We start from the raw sequence: 25060 nt of genomic DNA, 5'->3' as shown, positions 1-25060 counted from the left end.
ATGAAAATAATAGACGGATACACATTATGTCATGAACATATGTATATTGATTTATCTAAAGTAAAACAAAATGAAGATTGTAGATTAGACTGTAAAGATGAAACTATAAGAGAAATAAAAAAGCTATATGAAAGTGGGGTTAGAAACATAGTTGAGGTAACCAATATAGGTATAGGCAGAGATATAAATTATATAAAAGATATAGAAAAAGAAAGCAATATAAATTTTATATTATCAACTGGATTTTATAAAGAACCTTTCTTCCCAGATATAGTAAGTGAAAAAAGTGAAAAAAACCTAGCTAAATTAATGTTAAAAGAGTTAACACAGGGTATAGAAGATACAAATTGTAAAGCTAGTTTGATAGGTGAAATAGGAACTAGCAAAGACTTTATGACAGAACTTGAAAAAAAGGTATTTGTAGCAGCTTCTATAGCTCATAATGAAACTAATTGTCCGATAACAACTCATACAACACTAGGTAGTTATGGAATAGAGCAAGTAAACTTATTCAAAGAATATAATGTGAATTTATCTAAGGTAGTTATAGGTCATGTAGATTTAAGTGGAAACATAGATTATATATTGAGACTACTAAATGAAGGTGTTTATGTAGAGTTTGACACAATAGGAAAGATAAATTATTTACCAGATGAGAAAAGGGTGGATATGTTAGTTGAAATATCTAAAAGAGGGCTTATAGATCAAGTTGTTATGTCTGTTGATATAACTAGAAAGTCTCACTTAAAGTACAAAGGTGGAATAGGATACAATTATTTATTTGAAACTTTCATACCTAAACTTAGAGAAGCTGGTATTAGTGAAAATAACATAGATAAAATGTTAAAAGAAAATCCAAAAAACTTATTTAAATAACAATTCTTAGGAGGATTAATATGAAGACATATCCATTACAAAGTATATCAATAGAACAAGCTAAACAATTACAATTTAAACTTATAGATGAAATAACTAAAGAATTTAAAGGAAGTGAAATATTAACAAGAGGAGATTTAGGAGTTGTAAAGGGGCTTAACAAACCAAACACAACTTTAAAAGTTGAAAAAGTAATAGCTAATTTTTTCAACCAAGAAAAAGCTATGCTTGTAAGAGGGGCTGGAACTATGGCTATTAGAATGGCGTTATATTCATCAGTAAAAAGAGATGAAAAAGTTTTAGTTCACACAGCACCTATTTATCCAACAACTAATACCTCTATAGATATGTTAGGTATAGACACTATAAGTGCGGATTACAACAATGTAGAAGATATAAAAAATGTTATAGAAAATAATAAAGATATAAAGGTTGCAATAGTTCAATACACAAGACAACAGCCATCAGACTCTTATGATATAAAGCAAGTAATAGAAACCATAAAACAAGCTAATAAAAATATAACTATTATAACTGATGACAATTATGCAGTTATGAAAGTTGAATATATAGGAGTTGAAGCTGGGGCTGACTTATCTTGTTTTTCACTATTTAAGTTATTAGGTCCAGAGGGAATAGGTTGTATTGTAGGAAAAGGTGAATATATAGATAAGCTTATAAAAACTAATTACTCTGGAGGTTTACAAGTACAAGGTCATGAAGCTATAGATTGCATGAGAGGACTTGTATATGCACCTGTAATGCTTGCTATACAAGCTGATGTAACAACTAATATAGTTAATAGATTATTAAATAAAGAAGTAGAAAAAGTAAAAAATGCATTTATAGCTAATGCTCAATCAAAAGTTATACTAGTTGAATTAGAAGATGAGATAGCAAATGAAGTATTAATAGAAGCTGAAAAACTAGGGGCAGCGCCAAATCCAGTTGGGGCAGAGTCAAAATATGAATTTGTACCAATGTTTTATAGATTATCAGGAACGTTTATAAATGCTGATCCATCATTAGCTAAGAAGATGATAAGAATAAATCCTTTAAGAAGTGGTGAAGATACTGTTCTTAGAATATTAAATCAAGCTATAAAGAATGTAGAAATCAAATAGAATGGAGGTGTAGTGTATGTTTCTTGACAAAACAATAAAAGACAATAAAAAGCTTATAGACTACTCAATAAATCTTCATAAAGAAGGAAAAATTCTACCAGACACATATGTAATAGATGTAGATACATTAATTGATAATGCTACAAAAATATACAATGAAGCAAATAAATATAATATAAAACTTTATTATATGACTAAGCAATTTGGACGAAATCCATATATAGCTAAAAAATTAAAAGATATAGGCTACGAAGGGGTAGTAGCAGTTGACTACAAAGAGGCTTTAATTATGCATGAAAATAATATAAAAGTTTCGCATATAGGTCACTTAGTTCAGGTACCTAAATACATTTTAAAAAAAGTAATATTGGACATAGAGCCTGAGGTCATAACTGTATTTTCTATAGATAAAATAAAAGAAATCAATGATATTTGTAAGGAGTACAACATAAAACAAAAAATTCTTATAAGGGTATATGATGATGAAGATACACTTTATCCATCTCAGTATGGAGGATTTAATATAGATTCATTAAATAAAACTATAAAGGAAATAATTAAATTTGAAAATATAGAAATAGAAGGATTAACAGCTTTTCCTTGTTTCTTATTTGACACAGAAAAAGAGGTTATAAAAGCAACAAATAATATAAATACGATTAAAAAAGCAAAAAAATTAATAGAGTCTAATCACGATATAAAGATAAATCAAATGAATATGCCTTCAGCAACATCTGTATATAATATAAAGGAAATAAAAAAATATGGAGGAACACATGGAGAGCCTGGACATGCTTTAACAGGTAGTACACCGATGCATGCTGTAAAAGATTTAGAAGAAAAGTTATGTATGGTGTATGTATCAGAAATTTCACATAACCTAAAAGATACAGCTTATTGTTTTGGAGGAGGCAATTATAGAAGATCTCATCTAGCTAAAGCTATAGTTGTTAATGATGACTCTAGACAAGATATTGTTGATGTTATAGAAAATGATCCTTTTAGTATAGATTATTACTTTGAACTTAAAGGGAACCATGAAATAGGATCAACTGTAATTATGAATTTTAGAACTCAAATATTTGTAACTAGAAGTGATGTTGCTTTAATTGAAGGACTTAAATATAATTCACCAAAATTAGTTGGAATATATGACAGCTTAGGAAGAAAGAAGGGGCTATAATATGAAAAGATTCATAGTAGTAGTTTTAGATGGATTTGGAATAGGGGAGATGGAAGACACTAAAATTGTTAGACCAAAAGATATAGGAGCTAATACTTTTAAACACATAGTAGAAGAAACTAATATATACCTTCCAACTTTAGAAAAATTAGGTATATGTAATGCAGTGGAATTCGAATTTGGAGATATGAAATTCTCAAATTCTGCGTTATTTGGAAAATGCAATCTTATGCATTTTGGAGCAGATACATTTTATGGACATCAAGAAATAATGGGATCTACACCTAAAAAACCGCTGAAAGAACCTTTTTCGGAGGCAAAAGACAGAGTTAAAAAAATACTTATATCAAATGGATATAAGGTAAATGAGTATGGAAATGAAGCTAAAGTATTGGTTATAGATGATTGTGTTACAGTAGGGGACAATTTAGAAGCAGATCTAGGACAAGTTTACAATATAACTGGATCTTTAGATTTAATAAGTTTTGATGAGCTTATTAAAATTGGAAAAATAGTAAGGGAAAGTGTTTATACATCTAGAGTTATAACTTTTGGAGGCGAAAATGTAAGCCTTGAGGATTTATTAAATGCATATGAAGAAAAAGAATGTATATATGCAGGAATAAATGCGCCTAGAAGTGGAGTATACAATAAAGGGTATCAAGTGATACACCTTGGGTATGGAGTAGATCCAAATACTCAAGTTCCAACAATACTAGGTAAAAATAATGTAAAAGTTTATTTATTTGGAAAAGTAGCAGATATAGTTGAAAACAACTACGGTATAAGTATACCTGGAGTAGATACAGCTGAAGTGTTTGATCAACTTGTACAAAAGGTAAGAGAAAATGAATCGGGATTTTTCTGCTTAAATGTTCAAGAATCAGATTTAGCGGGACACCAACAAAGCAGTGAGAAATACGCTAAAGTTCTTAAAATATCAGATTATAAGTTAAAAGAACTTATAAATATTTTAGATAAAGAGGATATACTAGTAGTTATGGCAGACCATGGAAATGATCCCACTATAGGTCATAGTCAGCACACAAGAGAACAAGTTCCAATACTTATATATAATGAAAATGTTAAACCAGGGTATATAGGTGAATTAAAAACATTAGCAGATATAGGAGCAACAGCCATAGATTATTTTGGTCTAGAAGGAACTGAAAATGGAGATAGATTTTTAGATAAAATACTAATTACTAATAAATTATAAATAAAAAAAGGTGCCGAATTAACGAAGTGAAAATCGTTAAAGGCACCTTTTCTTATTTCTTTATATGCACGTCCATTTGAGGGTAAGGTATACTGATACCTTCCTTATCAAATCTTATTTTAACTTCTTCTAATAAACTACCATGAATATCCCAGTAATGTTCAGATTTACACCATACTCTAACTGTAAAATCTATAGAACTAGGACCATGAGCAGTTATACCTACAAAGTAAGATGGATCAGATAAAATAAAATTTTGTTTGTTAACAACATCAATCAAAACATCTTTAACATGATTTACATCATTTTCATAACTAACACTAAAAGTTAAGTCTACTCTTCTTTTTTCTTTAGCAGAGTAGTTAACTAAGCTACCATTTGATAAAGATCCATTAGGAATTAGTATCAGTTTATTATCTACTGTTGTAAGCTTAGTATAGAATAAACCAATCTCTTCAACGCTTCCTTGATAAATTCCTGTTTCTATATAGTCACCAACTTTAAAAGGTCTAATTAAAAGTATTATAAAACCTCCTGCAAAGTTTGATAAACTTCCTTGAAGAGCTAAACCAATAGCAACCCCTCCAGAAGCCACCAATGCAGCAAGTCCTGTTAATTGAACATCCCAATATCCAAGTATTATTAAAAATAGGAATGCTTTTAATGTTACTTCAGCAAATGCATGTAAAAACTTAGTAAGAGTTACATCAACAGATTTCTTTTGTAGGAAAGTTGTAAAGTGCTTCACAACCTTTTTTATAACTTTTAAACCTATAAATATAACAAGTAATCCTATAATAAGTTTAGCACCAAAAGTTGTAATCCAGTTTAAAAACTTATGAGTTATTATATCTAAAGGCATGTTACTTATTTTCTCAACATTTTCAGTAACCGATTGTACTATATTTTCATCCAAAACTTAACACCTCTCTTTTATTTAAAAACTTAGCCAATAGATATGATATAACATTTTTCAACAAAAGTCTACAAATGGGGGATTGGTATAAATTCCTAAAAAATATAGAAATGAAATTTTAAGATTAAAATATGTAACAAATAATCAACAAAATGTAACTTAAAATAAGAAAATATTATACTTTCGAGTCTTTTTATTTTTCTATAAATTTTATATAATAGAATTTAGGCGAAAGTAGAACTAGGAGGAACGTATGAGTAATTTGGCAAAATCAGCATTTTGGCTTATGGTAGTCACAATGTTATCAAAAGTACTAGGATTTGGAAGGGAAATTATATTAGGGTATTTTTATGGCACAAGTGCATATAGTGATGTATATATAGTATCTATGAATATACCATTAGTAGTATTTTCATCAATAGGAGTAGCATTAGTTACAACATTTATACCATTATACCAAGAGGTATTAAGTGAGAAGGGTCCTAAAAGAGCTCTAAAGTTTTCTAATAACATAATGAGTATAGTACTAATACTAAGTGTATTATTGGGTATATTAGGATATATATTTGCAGAACCTTTAGTAAAGTTATTTGCAATGCATTATACAGGGGAAAAGCTAATATTAGCAGTTAAATTTGTAAGAATAATGATCGGTGGAGTTGTATTTATAGGATTAAGTAATTTAATGACATCGTATTTGCAGATTCAAGGAGATTTTACTATACCAGGTATGATAGGATTTCCTAATAATATAGTAATAATAATATCTATAATATTAAGTGCAACTACAGGAAATATATATATATTAGCAATAGGTACTTTAATTGGGATGGCATCACAATTTTTATTCCAAGTTCCATTTGCTATAAAGCGTGGTTATAAATTTAAACCAACAATAGATTTAAAAGATGAGTACCTAAGAAAGATGTTATGGCTTGTGATGCCTGTACTTATAGGGGTAGCTGTAAATCAAGTAAATACAATGGTTGACAGGAGTTTAGCATCGGGCCTTGGAGATGGAGTAATAACAGCACTAAATAATGCTAATAGATTAAATGGATTTGTTATGGGATTATTTATATCCACATTAGGTGCAGTTATATATCCAACTTTATCTAAATTATCTACTGAAAACAATCAAGAAAAATTTGCAGAGTCTGTAGCAAATAGTGTAAACTGTGTAAATTTATTAGTTGTTCCTGCGTCAGTGGGAGCTATGATACTTGCAACACCAGTTGTTAGAATATTATTTGAAAGAGGTGCTTTTGATGATAGATCAACAGCTTTAACAGCAACAGCTTTAGTATTTTACTCAGTTGGTATGATAGGATTTGGATTAAGAGAAATTCTGAGCAAAGTGTTTTACTCATTGAAAGACACAAAAACACCAATGATAAATGGTATTATAGCAGTTATTTTAAATATTGTGTTAAACATAGCCTTAGTAAAAGTTATGGGGCACGGAGGATTAGCTTTAGCAACTAGTCTATCATCTATAATTTGTATTTTATTATTATTTATAAGTTTAAAGAAAAAAATAGGATATTATGGACAAGATAAAATAAAATCTACATTTATAAAGACATTATTGGCATCTATTGTAATGGGGATTATAACATATTTTGTATATAAATTCTTATCTGGAATTTTAGGTATAGGGTTTATACAAGAGGCAATATCTTTAGGCTCTTCTATAGCAATAGGTGGAGTAATATATTTAGCACTTATTGTAGTATTTAAAGTAGAAGAAGCAAATATGGCAATAGATATGATAAAGAAAAAGTTAAAAAGATAGTTAAGTTAAAGGGTGAGTGTATAAGTTTTGCTACCAAAGCTGAAAAGATGCTTTAAAGGTAGCTAAAACTTATACACTCACCCTTTTTTCATAAATATTAGAAGAGTGAGATGAGTAGGGAGATCAATATTCAACTGACGAAGGACTTTGTCTGAAGGAAGTGAATATTAATATCCCTCATTAGTATACTTAAAATTCGCAATAAATAAAAAACTATGTTACAATTATAACAACATAAGATAATTGACGAGGGGGATTTACATGAAATTTATAAAGAAGTTACTAGTATTGACACTACCAATTGTAATTTTAGTCCTAGGAGCAGGATGTACAAATAAAAGTACTAATACAAATCAAAGCGAAACTTCAGGAAAGTCAACAGTGCCTATGAAAGGGTTTTTCTGGGAAGCTAAAAAAGGAAATGATACTATATATTTAACTGGATCTATGCAACCAAGCAAACCGAATTTAGATTATAATAATGAAACAATGAAAAAAATATTGAAAGAAACAGATGCTTTAGCACTTGAAATAAATTTTAAAGATCAAAAAACAGTAAAAGACCTTCAAGAACAACAACAAAAAGAAATATATTTAAAAGATAAAAAACTAAAAGACTTACTTACAAAAGAAGAACAAGGTAAGTTAGATAAAATTTTAGAATCACTAGGAATAAAATATAAAGAAGTTGAAAATCTAAGTCCAAGTGGATTTTTATCATTAGTTAAGCAAGTAGAAGCAGAAAAAGCAGGCTTAACAGGTACTTCTTTAAATGGTTATTTAGCAAATAAGTTTAGTGAAGACAAAAAGACAATAGTATCACTGGAAAGTAATAAAACACAAGTAGACATATTAAAAAAATCAACACAAGATTTAAAAGACTTTGTAAATACATTTAGCTCAAAAACGTTAAAAGATACAACGAAAGATTTGAATGAAAATATGTATGCCTTTATAAAAGGAGATACTGGATATATGGAACAAGAAGCTAATAAACTACAAAAAGAAAACTCAAAAGAGTATGAAACACAATATTTAAAAAGAGATGAACAAATGGCAAAGAAAATTGATGAATTAGCAAAACAAAAACAAAAATATATTGTATCAGTAGGAGCTTTTCACTTCTTCGGAGAAAACAGTATATTAAAAAATCTTGAAAATATGGGATACACAGTAACTCAAATCAAGTAAAAATATAAGTTTTATATTAAAAAAATAAACACTAATCAAACAAGAAAAAGGGGAAGTATTCAACTGACGAAAGACTTAAAGTCCGGTTTTAAGGACTTTGTCTGAAGAAAGTGAATACTTCCCCTTTTTCTAAAACTCAAAAATGTAAATACAAAAATGATAGGTATTCAACTGACGAAAGACTTAAAGCCTGTTTTTAAGGACTTTGTCTGAAGGAAGTTAATACCTATCCTTTTAGTAAAATTTAAATAACTATACTAAACTTTTAAAAATACATGTCGTATAACTATTTATAAGTATATATTAGAGGTGATAAAATGATTGACAATATAGATTTATTAAAAATGACAGCATTAATGTCAAATAACAATAGTTATAAAACTTACAATAACACACAGAGCGGACAAGCATTTGATATGTTAATATTAGGCTTATTAAAAGCAGTAGCAAATACGCCGCAAGGTAGAACTAATCAATATGTAAACAATTGTTGTACATGTTGTAATCATAATAACAATAACAATATACAACCATCAAATAGTAAAACTGAAAACTTAGATACAGTAAATTCTATGCACAATAGTAATAAACTTACGGCAACATCTAAAAATAAAGATGTAAATGCACAAATAGAAAATGCTATAGCTATATCATCTAAGAAATATGGGGTTGATGAAAATTTAATAAGATCAATAATAAAAGTAGAATCAGATTTTAATCCCAAGTGTACATCGAAAGCAGGAGCTAAAGGATTAATGCAACTTATGCCTGAAAATTGTAGAGATCTAGGCGTTAAAAATCCATATGATATATATGAAAATATAGATGGTGGAACAAGACATATAAAAGAATATCTAGATAAGTACAATGGCGATACGAAAATGGCTTTAATGGCGTATAATGGAGGACCGACAAGAATGAGGAAAAGAGGAGTTAATTCTCCAGAAGATATATATTTAATGCCGAAAGAAACACAAAATTATGTGCCTAAAGTTATGAAATATTATAAGGGATAAACTAAATATTACCTTGTAGATACTTAAATATACATCTAGCGATTTTTGCGCAAGGGGGTAAATATGAACTACAAGCAATTGATAGAAATTAAAAATAATGTAAGAGCACATATGAATAAAAAAGACACGTTAACAGGTATATACAATAAGGATTACTTTTTTGATTATATATCAAATAAACCAAATGGAACTATTATAAAGATTAATGTAGATGGAATAAATTTTGTGAATGTACATTATGGAATGGAAATTGGAGACACATTGATGAGATTTATAGCTATTTGTTTAGAGGAAAACTGTAATTGTGAAAATGCAGTAATAGCTAGACTTTCAAGTTTTGATTTTATAATTCATAAGACAAATACAAATAATGAGAGAATTTATGAATTCATGGAAGAAATTAAATCTATATTAACAAAAGAAATAAAAGATATATATAAGGTTTACATCAATTTTAATATAGCTGCAGTTATATACAAAAATGATGATTTAGACATAGCTGATTCTATTAGCAAATTAGATATATGCATGAAAAATTTAATTAGCAAGGGGAATAGGGTTGGGATATATAATGATACATACGAAGAACATATAAGTATACAATCGATAGAAACTGCAATAAAGAGTAATGAAATTAAGTTGCATTACCAACCTAAAATAGATTTAAATACAGAAAAAATAGTAGGTGTAGAAGTTTTAATAAGATGGTTTAGTAAAACACACGGATATATACACCCTGAAAAAATAATATCCTTTGCAGAAGATTGTGGATATATAAATATTTTAGGCAAATGGATACTAGAGAAGGCTTGTATAGATATAAATTACTTAAATAAAAAATTAAACACAAATATAGATTTATCAGTAAACATATCACCACTACAATTAGAAGAAAAAGATTTTATAAGCGATATAATTGAAATATTAGAAGAGACTACATTTGATTCTAAATCCTTAAAATTAGAAATAACAGAGAGTGAAAATATAGAAGATATAATAAAGATAAATGATATAATAAATAATATTAAAAAAACTGGAATAAAAATATCAATAGATGATTTTGGAAAAGGATTCAACTCAATTAACTATATAAAAAATTATAATGTAGATGAAATAAAGATAGATAAATCCTTAGTTGAATATTCAAATAGAAACCCCATGTTTGTTGAAAGTTTAATAAATATGATTCACACAACTCAAACAACTGTTGTTGCTGAAGGTGTAGAAACAGAAAAGGAATATTTAAGGTTAAAAAGTATGGAATGTGATTTAGTACAAGGATATTATTTTTATAAACCCATGGATTTAAATGAGTTAATTGAGTCAGTAAAAGAAGAAAAACTTACAACAGAGGAAGAATTAACTGTAGGGGAATTTTATTAATTAGAGGTAAATATGAAAATAAGAGAATTTAAAATTTCTAGTGAAAATAGTTCAATAGATATAAAGAAGCCAAAACAGTCACTAAGTTTTAATGATAGTTTTAATAAGGTAAGTATATCTAAAAGTAAAGAAGAGGTAGATAGATATTTAAATCAAATTAAAGACATAGGAAAAGACTTAGCAAATACAAGAGGATATTCACATGTTATTAGATATAAGCAAGCGATACAGAAATATTTAAAGTCTGTAGTTGATTATACCTATGAGACAGATAAAAAAGATTCTTTTTGGAGTAATAATTATTTTAAAACAGTAAGAGTAGTTGATGAAAAATTAGAAAATTTAACTAAGTCTGTTTTGGAAAATGAAAAAGATAATATAGATATTATTTCAGAAATAGACGACATTAATGGGCTTTTAATTGACCTATATTTGTAAAATAAGGAGAGGCACTTATGCAAAGCAAAAATGAAATAAAAGAGATATATGAACCTCAGTTTGAACAATTACAAAAGGGTGAGACAGCATCTATAAACGCTATAGAAGCTATATCACATGCAGAGATGGAATTAGAAGTTTTAGTAGGTAGTACTCGAGAAAAAATTTCTAGTATAGTAAATCTCAAAGAGGGAGATATCTTAGAGTTAGATAAGTATTTAGAAGAACCATTAGATATAAGTATAAATGGGGTAACTATAGCAAGCGGAGAAAGTATGATAATAAACGATAAAATAGCGGTAAGATTATCAAAGATAAAATCAATGCAAGAAGAATATTAAATTCTTGAGGAGGTAGCGTTTTGAAAGTTACTAATGATAAACATATAGCATTCAATAGCATATATAAAATGGATAAATTAAAAAATAACAATGAAAATAAAAGTCAAAATAAAACTGATAGTGTACAAATATCAGAACTAGGAAAATATTTAAGCAAAGTTAGTTCAAAAGAAGAACCTATGGATATGGAAAAAATAAATCGACTTAAACAGCAAATTGAAAATGGAACTTATAAAGTTGATTCTAGAATTTTAGCTAAAAAAATAGTAGAAAAATTGTAGGAGGAGAAAAAAATGAGTCCAGAGTTAAAAGTTATAATGTATGAACAACGAAAACTGTTTAAAGAGTTATTAAATTTGCTAGATGAGCAGTACGATTTAATACTTGGGAAAGATGCGACATTGTTAGATAAAGTTGCAAGAAAATTAGAAAATGTATCAAAAGATATAGCTAAATTAGAAATTCAAAGAAGAAACATAGTTGGATCTGATTTCAGTATGGGAACTTTAATAGAAGAAAGTGATGATAAAAATATTAAAGAAGCTTATGAAGAAATAAAACAGACTATAAAAATGATAGAAGTTCAAAAAGAATCAAATCATGTTCTTTTAAAGCAAAAATTATTTTTTACTAAAAAAATGTTAAATGTAATAAAGCCAAACCAAGGAACAGGTACATATAATTATTGTGGACAAGTAGGAAAGTAAAAATTAAATAAGTGGAGGGAATATATGTCAGGATTATTAGGCAGTTTACAATCAGCAAGAACTGGTATGAGTGTAAGTCAGGCATCAATACAGACAACTTCTCATAATATAAACAATTTAAATACTCCGGGATATTCAAGACAACAAGTAGAACAGAAAGCAAGGAGTGCATATAGTTATCCTGGGTATAATAGTCAGTTAGGTGCTGGACAATTAGGGACAGGAGTTGAAGTTACTGATATAGTTAGGGTTAGAAATTCATTTTATGATTTCCAATTTAGAAATGAAAGTCATACATATGGTGAAATAGGTATTAAATATGATCACTATAGTACTATGGAAAAAATATTTAATGAACCATCTGAAACTGGCATTTCTTCATCTATAAATAATTTCTTTATGAGTTGGCAAGAACTTTCAAAAAATCCTAATGATGTTGGATCTAAAGATATAGTTATTCAAAATAGTGATTACCTAGCTAAAAATATAAGCAATGTATATAAGAAATTAAACGAGTTAAGTGAAAATGCGAAAAAGAAGTTAAATGAAAATATAGATGATATAAATGGAAAGCTAAAAGAATTAAAAGAGATTGATAAGCAAATTAAATTAGTTGAGGGTAGTGGAAAATCGCCTAATGACTTATTGGATGAAAGAGATAGAATTTTAGATGATTTAAGTTTTAAAATGAACATAAATGATGAAAACGTTCAAAAGCTGTTAAAGGATAAAATAGAAAGTGGAGAAAATATAACCGAAGATGATCTAAAAAAGATACCAGGTGTATCTGGAGAAATTAAAGGTTCTTTTGAAATGCTTGATAAAATAGATGGCTACAAAAAGGATTTAGAGGAATTGGCAGAAGGAATCAAAAAAAGTGTAAATGATGCTTTAGGAGTAGATATATTTGAAACTGGAACAGACTCTATACTAAAAGTAAAAGACGATATTTTAGATAAAACTACAGATTTAAATATAACGGCAGAAACTGCACAAAAAATGTATAAATTAAAAGATGAAAAAGTAAGTATCGGCGGAGAAGATATAACTATAAATAACTTCTATAATAGTATAATACAGAGATTAGGAAATGAAACTCAAGAAGTTAGAAGAAATGAAAAAAATCAAAGTAAAGTTTTAAAAGAAATAGACAATTCTAGACTAAATGTATCAGGAGTATCATTAGATGAAGAGATGATAAACTTGATACAGTTTCAACATGCATATAATGCTAGTGCAAAAGTAGTTTCGACTATAGACTCATTACTAGATGTTGTAATAAATGGGCTAGTAAGATAATTTGGGAGGATAATTATGAGAATAACAAATTCATCAATGATTAGAAATCATATGTATGACGTTCAACAAGGATTACAAAGAGTAGATACTTTAAATAGACAATTAGATTCAGGGAAATTAATAAATAGAGTATCAGATGATCCACATAAGGCTATAAAAATAATGAATTTAAATAATGAAATAAAATATGCAGAAAAACACAATCAAAATGTAGATGAAGTTGTTGGATGGATGAATAATACAGATGCCAACCTAGAAGAGTTTGGAACTCTACTTGGAGATATAAAAAACAGTATATTAAAAGTTGGAAATGGAACTTACTCAGATGAGGAAATGAAGGCTATACAAGCTGAGATGAATGAGAAAATAAAAGCTTTAGGTGAAACTTTAAACACTACTCATGGCGGAAGATATATGTTTGGAGGAACATCGGTAGATGAACCACCTGTATTAATAGAAGAAAAAGACGGGGTTGTTAGCTTAAAATTAAATCCAAATATAAATGATGAAGATTTAAAAGCTGAAATTTCTGATGGAATAAATTTAGATTATAATGTTTCTGCAAGTGAAATATTCAATAAAGATGGGAAAAATTATCTGGATTCAATAAATGACTTATCAAAGCTTATGAATGATATAGCTAATGGGGTAGATGTAGAAGAAAATAAAAAAGAGTTACTAGGAAATGTAAAGCAAGATGTAGATAACTTTTTTAATCACACTGTTGATACTAGAACTAAATTTGGGGTTAAAGTAAATACAGCTGAAAAAATAAAAGATCTTAATGATGAAAATATCTTAAATATGAAAGGTGTATTATCATTAGAACAAGATGTGAATTATGTTGATAAATTTATAGAATTAAAATCTGCAGAGATGATATACAATGCATCTGTTCAAGTTGGAACAAAACTTATACAACCTAGTATATTAGATTATTTAAGATAGAGGTGAGATTATGAAAATCGTATTTGAAAAAGGACTTCCAGGATTTGAAAATCACAAAAACTTTGAGATAAGTGAAATTGAAGAAAATCAAAAATTTAAAGTTGTAAACTCTTTAGATGATAAGAGTGTAGGGTTTATAGCTGTATCTCCGTTTGATATAAAAAAAGATTATGAAATTAAATTAGATGCTGATACTATAAATTTATTAAAAATAGATAAGCCAGAAGATGTACTGCTACTAAATATAGTAACACTTGGAAAAAAATTAGAAAATAGCACAGTAAATCTAAAGGCACCTTTAGTAATGAGTGTAAAAAATAAATTAGGTGCACAGTTAATATTACAAGATGATAAGTACAATATAAAAGAACCTTTAATAGGATGTGGTAAAGATGTTAGTAATTTCTAGAAAAAAAGATGAGTCATTATTAATTGGAGATGACATAGAAATAAAGATAGTTAAGATAGATGACGGAAGTGTTAAATTAGCTATAGATGCACCAAAAGATAAAATAATACTTAGAAAAGAAATATATGAAAAAGTAAAAGAAGAAAATTCAAGTGCGATAGCTAAATTAGATGATATTTTAAATTATTTTAAGTAGGTGAGGTAATATATGTACACGGCAAATCCATACAATGCGTATAAACAAAATTCTGTAAATACGGCATCTAAGGAGCAATTGCTTTTAATGCTAGTAGATGGGGCAGTTAAATATACAAAAATAGCCAGGTTGGCGATACTTGATAGAAATATAGAAAGAGCTCATAAAGAATTAGTTAGAGTTCAAGATATATTTTTAGAACTTATGATAACTATGGATAGAAGCTCTAAGGCTATGGATGATTTATATCAGTTATATGAATATATAAAAAATGAATTAGCTAAAGCAAATATGAAAAAAGATGTAAAAATAATAGATGCAGTGCTTCCTTTGATAGAGGAAGTAAGGGATATGTGGCATGAAGTTGATATGAAAATAAAAACTGGTAAATAGGGGGAATTTTTATGACAAGTGTTGGAAGTGCAAGTAGTGTAAGAATCCCAGGCCTTGCAACAGGTATGGACACTGATGCTATGATAAAAGACATGCTTTCAGGAGAACAACAAAAAATTGATAAAGTAAAGCAAAAACAACAAGTAGTAAAATGGCAACAAGAAATATATAGAGAAGTTATGAAAGATATTAAGTCTTTTCAAGATAAATATTTTTCAGTAACTTCTCCAAACTCTATAATGAGTAGCAAAGCATGGAATACATTAACTATAGGAAGTTCGAATGAAAATGTAATTACAGCGTCAGGAAGTGCAGGAGCTAATAAAGTTGATTATAGTTTTGATGTTAAAAAATTAGCTGAGCCAGCTAAAATGACTTCTAACAAGGCAGGATTGAAAAAAGATAGCTCTTTAAAAGATTTAGGACTTAGTGGAGAAAAAACATTTTCTATAAAATATGGAGATGGGGATAAAGAAATATCGAAAGAAATAACTATAAGAACAGAGCCTTTATATGAAACAGATAAAGACGGTAACCAAGTAGTAAAAGAGCCTGCTGATACTATAGATAGTTTAATAAAAAAGATAAATGAGAGTACAGGTGGAAATGTTAAAGCATCTTACAGCGACATGACAGGTGAATTTACTATTCAAAGTACTAAAACAGGACAGAATTCTAAACTGGAAATAGTTGATGATTCAGGAAAAGAAAGTGGAGCTTTAGATTTTTTAGGAGATTTTAAAAGTACAAATGGATCAAACTCAGAAATAGAAGTAAAATCAAAAAATGGAGTGACAATAAAGACTTTAAATGAAGAGGCTAACTCATTTAGCATAGATGGAATAACATATAATGTACATACTACAGGAACTTGTGATATAACTTCAAAGGAAGATGTACAACCTGCTGTTGATAATATGAAGAAATTTGTAGAAGACTATAACAAGATAATGGATAAAATATATTCTCTTGTTACACAAAAAGCAAATAAAGATTATCCACCATTGACTGAAGAACAAAAGAAAGATATGAGTGAAGAGGAAATTAAGGTATGGGAAAAGAAAGCTAAAGATGGTCTATTAAGAAATGATTCTGAAATGAGAAGCTTTATAGATAAAATGCAAAGCTCAATATTTGGAGATAATGTTAATTTTCTAAATGAATGTGGATTAACTTCACATGAAGATTATACAAAAAAGGGTCAATTATCTTTAGATGAAGAAAAGTTTAAAAAAGCACTTCAAAATAATAGTGAAAAGGTATATGAAGTATTCGCAGGAGGTAATGATAGTGTTTTAGAAAAAATGAAAGACACTATGTACGATTATGTAGGAACTTCATCATCCGTTTTTGCAAAAAAAGCTGGACTTGAAAAAACTTCTTCAGTTGTAAATAATTTTTATTCAGAACAAATAAAAAGACAAGAAGAATCTATAAAACTTTTACAAAGGAAAATGGATGATAAAGAAAATAAATTATATAAACAATTTGGACAGTTAGAAGCAAGTATGAATAAGCTTAATTCACAAATGAATTATTTTGCTCAAATGTAAATTTAGAAAGGTTAAACTATGATTGAACTTGCTAATAAATATAAAGAAATATCACTTAATATAATTGATAAATTAGAAAATAAAGATTTTGAAAGTACAAATTATCTTTTAGATATGAGACAACAAGTTTTAGAGTCAGTAAAAGATACTAAAAAATTTAAAGAGAAACTTTTAAAAGATAATATAATTGAAATCGATAAAAAAATAAAAAAAATGCTTGAATTAAGCCAAAGTGACACAAAAGAAAAAATAAAAAAACTTAATGAATCTAAAAGAGCAAATATTACGTATATGAATTCAAGTAAAGAAAAATTAAATATTTTTAATAAAAGTATATAAAGGTTTTTAAATAAGTTCCGATATATAGTATTGTAAGCGATACTTGGCCAAGTATTTGCAAGTAAAAAGACAAGGATGTCGAAGAAAAAAACTAAGGAGAGTATAGTCATGAGAATAAACACTAATATGAATGCCATGATAGCAACAAATCAAATGGCAAAAAACACTGCATTATCAGGAAAATCAATGGAGAAGTTATCTACAGGATTAAGAATAACTAAAGCTGGAGATGACGCTGCAGGATTAGCAGTTTCAGAAAAAATGAGAGCTCAAATAAGAGGTATGGAACAAGCAGATAGAAATGTACAAGATGGTATATCAATGGTACAAACTGCAGAAGGTGCTTTAGAAGAAGCAGGAAACATAGCTCAAAGAATGAGAGAACTTGGAGTTCAAGCAGGAAATGATACTTTAGAAACTAAAGATAGAGAAAAGATAAAATCTGAGTTAACTCAGTTACAATCAGAAATGAGTAAAATATCTGATGAAACTAAGTTTAACGGACAAAGCTTATTAAATGGTAAAGGTGGAACTAGTGGTACATTTACTGTACAAGCTGGAGCTAATAAGGAAGTTAGATCTGTTAAAATGACAGATTTATCAAGTATAGCTGGAACATTATCAAAAATAGATGTTGCTAGTACATCAACAGCTCAAAGTTATGTAGCAACTATAGATAAGGCTTTAGAAAACATAAACACAGCAAGATCTAACTTAGGTTCTATGCAAAATAGATTAGAGTACACATCTTCTAACTTAACTACATCTACAGAAAACTTAACAGCTGCAGAGTCAAGAATAAGAGACGTAGATGTTGCTAAAGAGATGGTTAAGTTATCTAAGTTAAATATATTAAACCAAGCATCTCAAGCTATGGTTTCACAAGCTAAGCAACAACCAGAATCTGTAACTCAATTATTAAGATAATTTAGTTAGATAAAATTAATTAATATAAAAATATAAAAGACAAGGATGTCGAAGAAAAAACTAAGGAGAGTAAAATCATGAGAATAAACACTAATATGAACGCTATGATAGCGACAAACCAAATGGCAAAAAACACTGCATTATCAGGAAAATCAATGGAGAAGTTATCTACAGGATTAAGAATAACTAAAGCTGGAGATGACGCTGCAGGATTAGCAGTTTCAGAAAAAATGAGAGCTCAAATAAGAGGTATGGAACAAGCAGATAGAAACGTACAAGATGGTATATCAATGGTGCAAACTGCAGAAGGTGCTTTAGAAGAAGCAGGAAACATAGCTCAAAGAATGAGAGAACTTGGAGTTCAAGCAGGAAATGATACTTTAGAAACTAAAGATAGAGAAAAGATACAAGCAGAATTAACTCAATTACAAGATGAAATGAGTAAAATAGGTAAAGAAACTAAGTTCAACGGTAAAAACTTATTAAGTGGAACACAATCATTTACTATTCAAGCTGGTGCAAACAGTGAGACTAGAAAAATATCTACAATAGACTTAGTAGGAGAAGCAACTAAATTAGCTGTTACAAGTGGTATAGTTTCTAACACTACAAGTGCACAAGCTTTCGTTACTAAGGTAGATGCTACTCTTGAAGAAATAAATAAAGGAAGAGCTAATTTAGGAGCTACACAAAATAGATTAGAATATACATCTTCTAACTTAACTACATCTACAGAAAACTTAACAGCTGCAGAGTCAAGAATAAGAGACGTAGATGTTGCTAAAGAAATGGTTAAGTTATCTAAGTTAAATATATTAAACCAAGCATCTCAAGCTATGGTTTCACAAGCTAAACAACAACCAGAATCTGTAACTCAATTATTAAGATAATTTTTAAATTTAAAACTGAGGGGTAAAGCATTTGCTTTACTCTTTATTTTTAAATTTAATAACTTGAAAGGAATAATAATATGCTACTGAGTATTGTAATGATGATAAAAAATGAGGAAAAACTTTTAGGAAAAACTTTGAATGCCCTTAAACCTTTAATGAAAAACATAAATAGCGAACTTATTATATTAGATACGGGATCTACTGATAATAGTGTTGAAATAGCTAAAAAATATACTGATAAAGTTTATTTTAAAAAATGGGATAATGATTTTGCTCATATGAGGAATGTATCTATAAGTTATGCCTCAGGAGATTGGCTGCTTATATTAGACGCTGATGAAGAATTAGTTAATTATGAAAAGTTAATAGATTTTTTTAAGTCGGACTTACATACTAAATACAATAGTGCAACTATAAAACTTAAAAACATTTTTTCAGAAGATGAAAAACGTTATAACATAAGTCCTTTATTAAGAATGTTTAAAAATGACGAAGATTTCAAATACAAAGGTAAAATACATGAACAGCCTTTATTTAAAAAACCTATATACAATGAGATTGCATTTTTTAACCATTATGGCTATTTATTTGAAAATGAAGAATTAAAGCAGATAAAAGATAGTAGGAATAAAAAAATACTACTAGAAGAAATCAATGATAAGCCTAATGATCCATACATAAACTATCAATTAGGAAAAAACTATATAATATCAGGTAATTGTGAGGATGCTCTTTATTATATGGAAAAGGGATATGAAATATATGAAAAGTTAAAACTTATTCCACTATTTGTAATTCAAGATTTAGCAAGTTTATATATAAGTTTAAGTGAGTTTATAAAATGTGAAAAACTATGTACTAAATATATAAAAAGTGATAATAAAAATATAGATATGTACTATTATTTGGCTACAAGTCAAAAGCACTTAAGTAAATATAAGCAGAGTATAGAAAACTATAATAGATATTTATATCTTTTAGATAATTATGAAATAACAACTCAAGCAAATAATTCGGAAGCAATATTAGATACTCTTGTAAATAAGGAAGAATGCAAAATTAATATTATAGACATTTGTTATAAATTAGAAAACTATGAAGAAGTTATAAAAAGAGTAGAAGGTTTAAAAGAAGAGAGCTTAAAAGAAGTTTTTTCAGTGGCGATTATAAGTTTATATAAATTAAATAAAGAAGAAGAAATAATAAATATATACAATCGAATATCAGGATCTGATGTTCAAGAAAATGAGTTCAAGATAACTTTAGAGTCAACTTTAAAATTTGTAAAAGAAAAAGATATACAAAAAATTTATAATGTTTTTACTCAGTTAAATGGAAGTTATAAAGTTTTAAATGAAATAAGATTAGGAAAAAAGTTAGATGTTAAACAGTACAATAACCTATTAAAAATAGAGAAAGATATTTATTATGCAGATATTTTATATTACGCATTTAGAGATGGATTAGATATTTATGAATTACTAAATGGTGTAGACTACTTAAAAATACAAGGATATATTAATTATTTAGTACAAAATAAAAGAGATATTATAGTAGATTTATATAAGTACATAGAAAATGCTGAAAATACTTTAGATATTTATAAAATACAAATTTATGCATGTATATCTAAGGCTTTACTATTAAGTGGAAATTTAATAAAAGAAAAATATGAAAAATTATTTTTATTGTATATAAATTATAATTATGAATGTATTAAACAAATATACAACAGCACAATTAGTAATATTGATTTAGTAGACATTTTAAGAAATAAAGAAGACAAATTTGTGGTGGAAGTTAAGAATATAGATGAATTAAAAAATAATGATAAGTTGGGATATTTAAGAAAACTAAAAGATTTAGCAGTAAATAATATTATGTATAAAAAAGCCATAGAAATTTTGATTTCTAAGTTTGAAGAAGCTCTAAATGAAAGTGAAGAATTGAAGGGACTTAAAATTAAGTATAAAAGGTTAATTGAAAATAGCATAAATTCCTCTAGGATCGCTGAAGCATTAACAATGATTAGGGAATATGAGTCTATATTTGGAGAAGAAGCTGAAATTTTAAATATGAAGGCAGTAATATCTTTATTACAAAATGATTTGAATGAATCAGAAAAACTACTTAAAAAATCATGGATTTTAGATAGTTGTAATTTTAATTCTATGTTTAATATAGCCTACTTAAAGGAATTAAAAGGAGACTTTGAAGAAGCTAAGCGATTTTATATTAGAATAATAGATAATTGTACAGATATAGAGGTTGTAGAAGAAGCTAAATCAAAAATAAATTTACTTTAGAACTTTAAAGATTAGGACAAGGAGTTTTGTTTGATGGACACTATTAATAAAGTACAGGAATGTATATTAAATAATGAGATAGAAAATGCATATAATTTGATAATACAAAATGAAAAACAATACATAAATGATTATAAGTTTTGGAATTTAAGGGGTATGCTATGTTTCAAAATACAGGAATATGAAGCTGCAATAAACTGCTATAAAACTTCGATTAATATTAATAATAACTATTTAGATGGATATTTTAATTTGATCTATACCTTAAATGTATGTGGAGAAAAGTTAAAATCAGCTATGTATTCAGGCGTGGCTATAAGAGATAACTATAAAGAAGAGTTTATAGAAGATATAAACTCTTTGTACTCAGAGGAACATTTAAAAAGTGCTTACAAAGAAGTTATAGAGGAAGTAAGAGATAGTAAAGTTGATTATAAAAATTTTGACTTGGTAGAATATATAGGTTCTAAGTTTTTGGATGTAGATAGTGAATATATAGAGTTACTATCAAATGAAAGTATATGCGAGGATTGGGCATATATTAAAAATAATTATGTGATTACGAACAAAGAAATATTAACTATAGATGAATTTTTAAACTGTAAAGATAGCTATAAGCTTGAAGTTTTAGTGCCGTATGATGTTAATTACATAGATTCTATTAGACACTTAGCTTCAAAAGGGCTAAAAAAATGTTTTGTAATACTATCTTCAAATAAAAAACTTAAATTAATTGAAATTGAAGAAAGTATTATGGAGAATTTAAGCAATAAGCACCACGAAAGAACAATAACATTAAATAAATTTAATGCAGCAGATTCTAATATACATGCACTTATAAAATATATGCCTGAAAAATATAAGGAGATATACAAACTAAACATAATATATGGAAGAGATGTATTTGAATTAGAAAATATAGTAAAGGTGCCATTGGTATCGAGCTTAACTGTATCAGGGTTTAATACATTTGTAAACTATCCTAAATTTACATATAACGTAGATGTAGGTCATGGATCTTTATCTTTTAAAGCGGCAGGACTTATGGATAAAAAGAATAAAAACTTTGCCTTTACACCAGATGAGTATGAAAAAATAGATAAAGTTTGTATAACGTCTAATATGAATATGCTAACTCTTAGCTCTATGGCGGCTATACCTGAAGATAAATATATAATTACTGGAAATCCAAGGACAGATACTTTATTAAAGACTAATGGATTAGAAAATTTAGAAAAGCTTTTGGGAAAAAACTTTTCTAATAAAAAAATAATATTCAATATGCCTACTTTTCATGTTCATGAAAACACTGGGCTGGCAAGTGGGGATAAAAACCTTACAGACGTTATAAAAATAAAAAACTTTGATTATGATAGATTTGACAAGTTTTTAGAAGAAAATAATATGATCTGTATAGCAAAAGTACATCATGCAGAAGAACGAACTGTTGGCAATAAAAATCAAGGTAGAGAATTAAAAAATTTAATATTTATATCAAATAATGATTTAGATAAGCATAGGCTAGATTTATATGAAATATTAAATTGTGCAGATATATTAATAACGGATTACTCAAGTATATATGGAGATTTTTTATTTATGAACAAACCATCTATATTTATAAATACAGATATAGATCAATATAGAAAAGAAAAAGGAATACTTTTAGAACCATATGAATTTTGGACAGCAGGGCCTAAGGTTAAAGATCAGGAAAAATTAGAGATTGAATTATTAAAAAGTCTAGAAGAAGAAAATTATTACGGTGAAAAAAGACTTGAATTAAGAGATTTATTCTATAAATATAAAGATGATAATGCAACTTTAAGAGTTTGGGATTTTATCGATAATACAATTTTTAGGGAGAATACAAAATGATTTATGCAGAAATTTTAGCTGGTGGAAAAGGAAGTAGAATGGGTAAAACAGATATGCCTAAACAGTTTCTAAACATAGGAAATAAGCCTATTGTTATACATACGATTGAAAGATTTTTATTAAACTATAAAATAGATAAGGTAATAGTTGTAACACCAAAAGAATGGATTGCACACACTGAAGATATAATTAGTAAACATATATTAAAAGCATACCTGGACAATATAATTATTTGTCCAGGTGGAAATGACAGAAATGAATCTATAATGAGTGGGATAAGCTATATTGAATCTAATTTTGGAATTAAAGATGATGATATAATTATAACGCATGATGCAGTTAGACCATTTTTAACACATAGAATAATAGAAGAAAACATTGAAATGGCTATTGCGTATGGAGCTACAGATACTGTTATTCCAGCAACAGATACAATAGTTGAATCTGTAAACGGTGATACAATCAGTAATATACCAATAAGGGCAAATATGTATCAAGGACAGACTCCGCAGACTTTCAATATAAAAAAACTTAAAAAACTATATAACTGTTTAAATAAAGAAGAAAAAAAGTTTTTAACTGATGCTGCAAAAATATTTGTAGTAAAAAATGAAAAAGTGAAATTAGTAATAGGAGATGTTGCAAATATAAAAATAACAACACAGTATGATTTGAAAGTTGCAAATATAATGGTAGGTGATAGTATATCATGATAAATAGACTATATAAACTTATATCACCAGGACAATTTGTAGTGGATTTTGAAGAAGTTGATTTAAGTGGAGAAAAAATAATAATAAGACCTGAAAAATTATCAATTTGTGCAGCTGACCAAAGATATTATACAGGAAAAAGAGAAAGATCTGTGCTAAGCAAAAAATTACCTATGGCCCTTATACATGAAGGTGTTGGAAGAGTAATTTATGATAATAAAGGAGAATTTAAACCTGGAGATAAGGTTGTAATGATTCCAACTACACCCATTGAAAAAGACGAATTTATAAGTGAGAATTACTTAAAATCAAGTAAATTTAGATCTAGTGGATTTGATGGATTTACACAAGATTATATACTTATGGATAGAGATAGAGTTTTAAAGTATGACAATATTGATACTGATATAGCTTCTTTTATAGAATTAATTAGTGTAGCTTTTCACGCAATAAATAGATTTGAAAAAAAATCTAGTACAAAAAAAGAAACTTTAGGGATTTGGGGAGATGGGAATCTAGGGTTTATAATTTCCTTGGTTTTAAAAAATAGATATCCAGATTCTAATGTTATTGTATTTGGAAAAAATCAAGAGAAACTTAGTTTTTTTTCTTTTGTAGATGAAGTTTATAGAATAGACGAAATTCCTGAAAATCTTAAAATTGATCATGGATTTGAGGCTGTTGGAGGTGTAGGAAGTAACTTTGCTATAAATCAGATGATTGATTTAATAAACCCTGAAGGTTGTGTGATATTGTTAGGCGTATCTGAAAATCAGGTTGAAATAAATACTAGATTAATACTAGAAAAAGGATTAATTTTAATTGGAAATAGTAGAAGTACAAAAAGCGATTTTGAAGATGCTATATATTTTTTAGAAAAAAATACAAGTTGTCAAAATCATTTGCAGAAGCTAGTTTCACAGATTATAAATATAAACTCGATACAAGATTTAACTAAATCTTTTGAGAGAGATTTAGCATCTACATTTAAAACTGTTTTAAATTGGAATTTATAAT

General features: G+C 27.7%; 26 protein-coding genes. 25 read left to right on the top strand and 1 reads right to left on the bottom strand.

What is annotated here, in order from left to right; all coding sequences use genetic code 11:
* The 4 genes from ACN6I1_RS10560 to ACN6I1_RS10545 are packed head-to-tail and all read left to right on the top strand — an operon-like array spanning position 1 to position 4402.
* Positions 1-876, top strand: a complete 876-nt coding sequence (locus ACN6I1_RS10560; protein WP_419741890.1) for a phosphotriesterase family protein — start codon at positions 1-3, stop codon at positions 874-876.
* Positions 877-896: 20 nt separating this feature from the next.
* Positions 897-2000 carry an aminotransferase class V-fold PLP-dependent enzyme gene (locus tag ACN6I1_RS10555; RefSeq protein ID WP_419741889.1) on the top strand — a complete coding sequence of 368 codons (1104 nt, stop codon included), beginning with the start codon at positions 897-899 and terminating at the stop codon, positions 1998-2000.
* A gap of 16 nt (positions 2001-2016) precedes the next feature.
* Complete coding sequence (locus ACN6I1_RS10550; protein ID WP_419741888.1) at positions 2017-3183, top strand: YhfX family PLP-dependent enzyme; 1167 nt, start codon at positions 2017-2019, stop codon at positions 3181-3183.
* 1 nt (position 3184) lies between these two features.
* A complete protein-coding gene (locus ACN6I1_RS10545; protein WP_419741887.1) occupies positions 3185-4402 on the top strand; it encodes a phosphopentomutase in 1218 nt (405 codons plus the stop codon).
* Positions 4403-4454: 52 nt separating this feature from the next.
* Here the strand turns inward: ACN6I1_RS10545 and ACN6I1_RS10540 are convergent, their stop codons facing one another.
* Positions 4455-5318: a mechanosensitive ion channel family protein gene (locus tag ACN6I1_RS10540; RefSeq protein ID WP_021429633.1), complete on the bottom strand. Its 864-nt coding sequence runs from the start codon at positions 5316-5318 to the stop codon at positions 4455-4457.
* 253 nt (positions 5319-5571) lie between these two features.
* Here ACN6I1_RS10540 and murJ point away from each other — a divergent pair, with 253 nt between their 5' ends.
* From murJ to ACN6I1_RS10435, 21 genes are all read left to right on the top strand, one after another.
* A complete protein-coding gene (gene murJ, locus ACN6I1_RS10535) occupies positions 5572-7113 on the top strand; it encodes a murein biosynthesis integral membrane protein MurJ (RefSeq protein WP_419741886.1) in 1542 nt (513 codons plus the stop codon).
* A 261-nt stretch (positions 7114-7374) separates the two neighbouring features.
* Entirely contained in the window at positions 7375-8304 is a 930-nt protein-coding gene (locus tag ACN6I1_RS10530; RefSeq protein WP_419741885.1) for a TraB/GumN family protein, read from the top strand.
* Positions 8305-8621: 317 nt separating this feature from the next.
* Entirely contained in the window at positions 8622-9320 is a 699-nt protein-coding gene (locus ACN6I1_RS10525; protein WP_419741884.1) for a lytic transglycosylase domain-containing protein, read from the top strand.
* 63 nt (positions 9321-9383) lie between these two features.
* Entirely contained in the window at positions 9384-10703 is a 1320-nt protein-coding gene (locus tag ACN6I1_RS10520) for an EAL domain-containing protein (RefSeq protein WP_419741883.1), read from the top strand.
* Positions 10704-10715: 12 nt separating this feature from the next.
* Positions 10716-11141, top strand: coding sequence for a YaaR family protein (locus ACN6I1_RS10515; protein WP_419741882.1), 426 nt, complete (start codon positions 10716-10718; stop codon positions 11139-11141).
* A 17-nt stretch (positions 11142-11158) separates the two neighbouring features.
* Positions 11159-11482, top strand: a complete 324-nt coding sequence (locus tag ACN6I1_RS10510) for a FliM/FliN family flagellar motor switch protein (RefSeq protein ID WP_035115161.1) — start codon at positions 11159-11161, stop codon at positions 11480-11482.
* Between the two features lie 20 nt (positions 11483-11502).
* On the top strand, positions 11503-11763 hold the full coding sequence (gene flgM, locus ACN6I1_RS10505) for a flagellar biosynthesis anti-sigma factor FlgM (protein WP_419741881.1): 261 nt from the start codon (positions 11503-11505) through the stop codon (positions 11761-11763).
* 12 nt (positions 11764-11775) lie between these two features.
* On the top strand, positions 11776-12189 hold the full coding sequence (locus tag ACN6I1_RS10500; RefSeq protein ID WP_419741880.1) for a flagellar protein FlgN: 414 nt from the start codon (positions 11776-11778) through the stop codon (positions 12187-12189).
* Positions 12190-12213: 24 nt separating this feature from the next.
* Entirely contained in the window at positions 12214-13488 is a 1275-nt protein-coding gene (gene flgK / locus ACN6I1_RS10495) for a flagellar hook-associated protein FlgK (protein ID WP_419741879.1), read from the top strand.
* 15 nt (positions 13489-13503) lie between these two features.
* Positions 13504-14436: a hypothetical protein gene (locus ACN6I1_RS10490; RefSeq protein WP_419741878.1), complete on the top strand. Its 933-nt coding sequence runs from the start codon at positions 13504-13506 to the stop codon at positions 14434-14436.
* A gap of 10 nt (positions 14437-14446) precedes the next feature.
* A complete protein-coding gene (gene fliW / locus ACN6I1_RS10485; protein WP_419741877.1) occupies positions 14447-14845 on the top strand; it encodes a flagellar assembly protein FliW in 399 nt (132 codons plus the stop codon).
* Positions 14829-15041 (top strand): carbon storage regulator CsrA, encoded by a 213-nt coding sequence (gene csrA / locus ACN6I1_RS10480; RefSeq protein ID WP_085282256.1) that lies wholly within the window; start codon positions 14829-14831, stop codon positions 15039-15041. The genes fliW and csrA overlap by 17 nt, the downstream gene beginning before the upstream one ends.
* A gap of 12 nt (positions 15042-15053) precedes the next feature.
* The gene (gene fliS, locus ACN6I1_RS10475) at positions 15054-15434 is read left to right on the top strand and encodes a flagellar export chaperone FliS (protein WP_053831638.1); all 381 of its coding nucleotides are present in this window, start codon (positions 15054-15056) and stop codon (positions 15432-15434) included.
* An 11-nt stretch (positions 15435-15445) separates the two neighbouring features.
* Entirely contained in the window at positions 15446-16987 is a 1542-nt protein-coding gene (gene fliD / locus ACN6I1_RS10470) for a flagellar filament capping protein FliD (protein ID WP_419741876.1), read from the top strand.
* Positions 16988-17005: 18 nt separating this feature from the next.
* The gene (locus tag ACN6I1_RS10465; protein WP_419741875.1) at positions 17006-17326 is read left to right on the top strand and encodes a hypothetical protein; all 321 of its coding nucleotides are present in this window, start codon (positions 17006-17008) and stop codon (positions 17324-17326) included.
* Positions 17327-17434: 108 nt separating this feature from the next.
* The gene (locus ACN6I1_RS10460) at positions 17435-18253 is read left to right on the top strand and encodes a flagellin (protein ID WP_419741874.1); all 819 of its coding nucleotides are present in this window, start codon (positions 17435-17437) and stop codon (positions 18251-18253) included.
* A 77-nt stretch (positions 18254-18330) separates the two neighbouring features.
* Positions 18331-19143: a flagellin gene (locus ACN6I1_RS10455; RefSeq protein WP_419741873.1), complete on the top strand. Its 813-nt coding sequence runs from the start codon at positions 18331-18333 to the stop codon at positions 19141-19143.
* Between the two features lie 80 nt (positions 19144-19223).
* Complete coding sequence (locus ACN6I1_RS10450) at positions 19224-21452, top strand: glycosyltransferase (protein ID WP_419741872.1); 2229 nt, start codon at positions 19224-19226, stop codon at positions 21450-21452.
* 33 nt (positions 21453-21485) lie between these two features.
* Positions 21486-23330, top strand: a complete 1845-nt coding sequence (locus ACN6I1_RS10445; RefSeq protein ID WP_419741871.1) for a CDP-glycerol glycerophosphotransferase family protein — start codon at positions 21486-21488, stop codon at positions 23328-23330.
* Positions 23327-24043: a 2-C-methyl-D-erythritol 4-phosphate cytidylyltransferase gene (locus tag ACN6I1_RS10440; protein WP_419741870.1), complete on the top strand. Its 717-nt coding sequence runs from the start codon at positions 23327-23329 to the stop codon at positions 24041-24043. Before ACN6I1_RS10445 ends, ACN6I1_RS10440 begins: the two co-directional genes overlap by 4 nt.
* Positions 24040-25059 carry an alcohol dehydrogenase catalytic domain-containing protein gene (locus ACN6I1_RS10435; RefSeq protein ID WP_419741869.1) on the top strand — a complete coding sequence of 340 codons (1020 nt, stop codon included), beginning with the start codon at positions 24040-24042 and terminating at the stop codon, positions 25057-25059. Before ACN6I1_RS10440 ends, ACN6I1_RS10435 begins: the two co-directional genes overlap by 4 nt.
* The last annotated feature ends 1 nt before the right edge of the window (position 25060 follow it).

This window comes from Paraclostridium dentum (genome assembly GCF_048568265.1).
Classification (GTDB): Bacteria; Bacillota; Clostridia; order Peptostreptococcales; family Peptostreptococcaceae; genus Paraclostridium; species Paraclostridium dentum.
The sequence above is the reverse complement of the archived record's forward strand: the minus strand, read 5'-3'. Positions and strand labels throughout refer to the sequence as shown.

What these genes read in the sequence shown, in the direction of transcription:
- ACN6I1_RS10515 (WP_419741882.1), top strand. Translation starts at nt 10,716, where the DNA reads ATGAAAATAAGAGAATTTAAAATTTCTAGTGAAAATAGTTCAATAGAT.
- csrA (WP_085282256.1), top strand. Translation starts at nt 14,829, where the DNA reads ATGTTAGTAATTTCTAGAAAAAAAGATGAGTCATTATTAATTGGAGAT.
- ACN6I1_RS10560 (WP_419741890.1), top strand. Translation starts at nt 1, where the DNA reads ATGAAAATAATAGACGGATACACATTATGTCATGAACATATGTATATT.
- fliD (WP_419741876.1), top strand. Translation starts at nt 15,446, where the DNA reads ATGACAAGTGTTGGAAGTGCAAGTAGTGTAAGAATCCCAGGCCTTGCA.
- ACN6I1_RS10440 (WP_419741870.1), top strand. Translation starts at nt 23,327, where the DNA reads ATGATTTATGCAGAAATTTTAGCTGGTGGAAAAGGAAGTAGAATGGGT.
- fliW (WP_419741877.1), top strand. Translation starts at nt 14,447, where the DNA reads ATGAAAATCGTATTTGAAAAAGGACTTCCAGGATTTGAAAATCACAAA.
- ACN6I1_RS10525 (WP_419741884.1), top strand. Translation starts at nt 8,622, where the DNA reads ATGATTGACAATATAGATTTATTAAAAATGACAGCATTAATGTCAAAT.
- ACN6I1_RS10555 (WP_419741889.1), top strand. Translation starts at nt 897, where the DNA reads ATGAAGACATATCCATTACAAAGTATATCAATAGAACAAGCTAAACAA.
- ACN6I1_RS10455 (WP_419741873.1), top strand. Translation starts at nt 18,331, where the DNA reads ATGAGAATAAACACTAATATGAACGCTATGATAGCGACAAACCAAATG.
- ACN6I1_RS10500 (WP_419741880.1), top strand. Translation starts at nt 11,776, where the DNA reads ATGAGTCCAGAGTTAAAAGTTATAATGTATGAACAACGAAAACTGTTT.
- ACN6I1_RS10445 (WP_419741871.1), top strand. Translation starts at nt 21,486, where the DNA reads ATGGACACTATTAATAAAGTACAGGAATGTATATTAAATAATGAGATA.
- ACN6I1_RS10460 (WP_419741874.1), top strand. Translation starts at nt 17,435, where the DNA reads ATGAGAATAAACACTAATATGAATGCCATGATAGCAACAAATCAAATG.
- ACN6I1_RS10520 (WP_419741883.1), top strand. Translation starts at nt 9,384, where the DNA reads ATGAACTACAAGCAATTGATAGAAATTAAAAATAATGTAAGAGCACAT.
- flgK (WP_419741879.1), top strand. Translation starts at nt 12,214, where the DNA reads ATGTCAGGATTATTAGGCAGTTTACAATCAGCAAGAACTGGTATGAGT.
- ACN6I1_RS10450 (WP_419741872.1), top strand. Translation starts at nt 19,224, where the DNA reads ATGCTACTGAGTATTGTAATGATGATAAAAAATGAGGAAAAACTTTTA.
- ACN6I1_RS10550 (WP_419741888.1), top strand. Translation starts at nt 2,017, where the DNA reads ATGTTTCTTGACAAAACAATAAAAGACAATAAAAAGCTTATAGACTAC.
- ACN6I1_RS10510 (WP_035115161.1), top strand. Translation starts at nt 11,159, where the DNA reads ATGCAAAGCAAAAATGAAATAAAAGAGATATATGAACCTCAGTTTGAA.
- ACN6I1_RS10435 (WP_419741869.1), top strand. Translation starts at nt 24,040, where the DNA reads ATGATAAATAGACTATATAAACTTATATCACCAGGACAATTTGTAGTG.
- ACN6I1_RS10465 (WP_419741875.1), top strand. Translation starts at nt 17,006, where the DNA reads ATGATTGAACTTGCTAATAAATATAAAGAAATATCACTTAATATAATT.
- ACN6I1_RS10530 (WP_419741885.1), top strand. Translation starts at nt 7,375, where the DNA reads ATGAAATTTATAAAGAAGTTACTAGTATTGACACTACCAATTGTAATT.
- ACN6I1_RS10545 (WP_419741887.1), top strand. Translation starts at nt 3,185, where the DNA reads ATGAAAAGATTCATAGTAGTAGTTTTAGATGGATTTGGAATAGGGGAG.
- ACN6I1_RS10490 (WP_419741878.1), top strand. Translation starts at nt 13,504, where the DNA reads ATGAGAATAACAAATTCATCAATGATTAGAAATCATATGTATGACGTT.
- murJ (WP_419741886.1), top strand. Translation starts at nt 5,572, where the DNA reads ATGAGTAATTTGGCAAAATCAGCATTTTGGCTTATGGTAGTCACAATG.
- fliS (WP_053831638.1), top strand. Translation starts at nt 15,054, where the DNA reads ATGTACACGGCAAATCCATACAATGCGTATAAACAAAATTCTGTAAAT.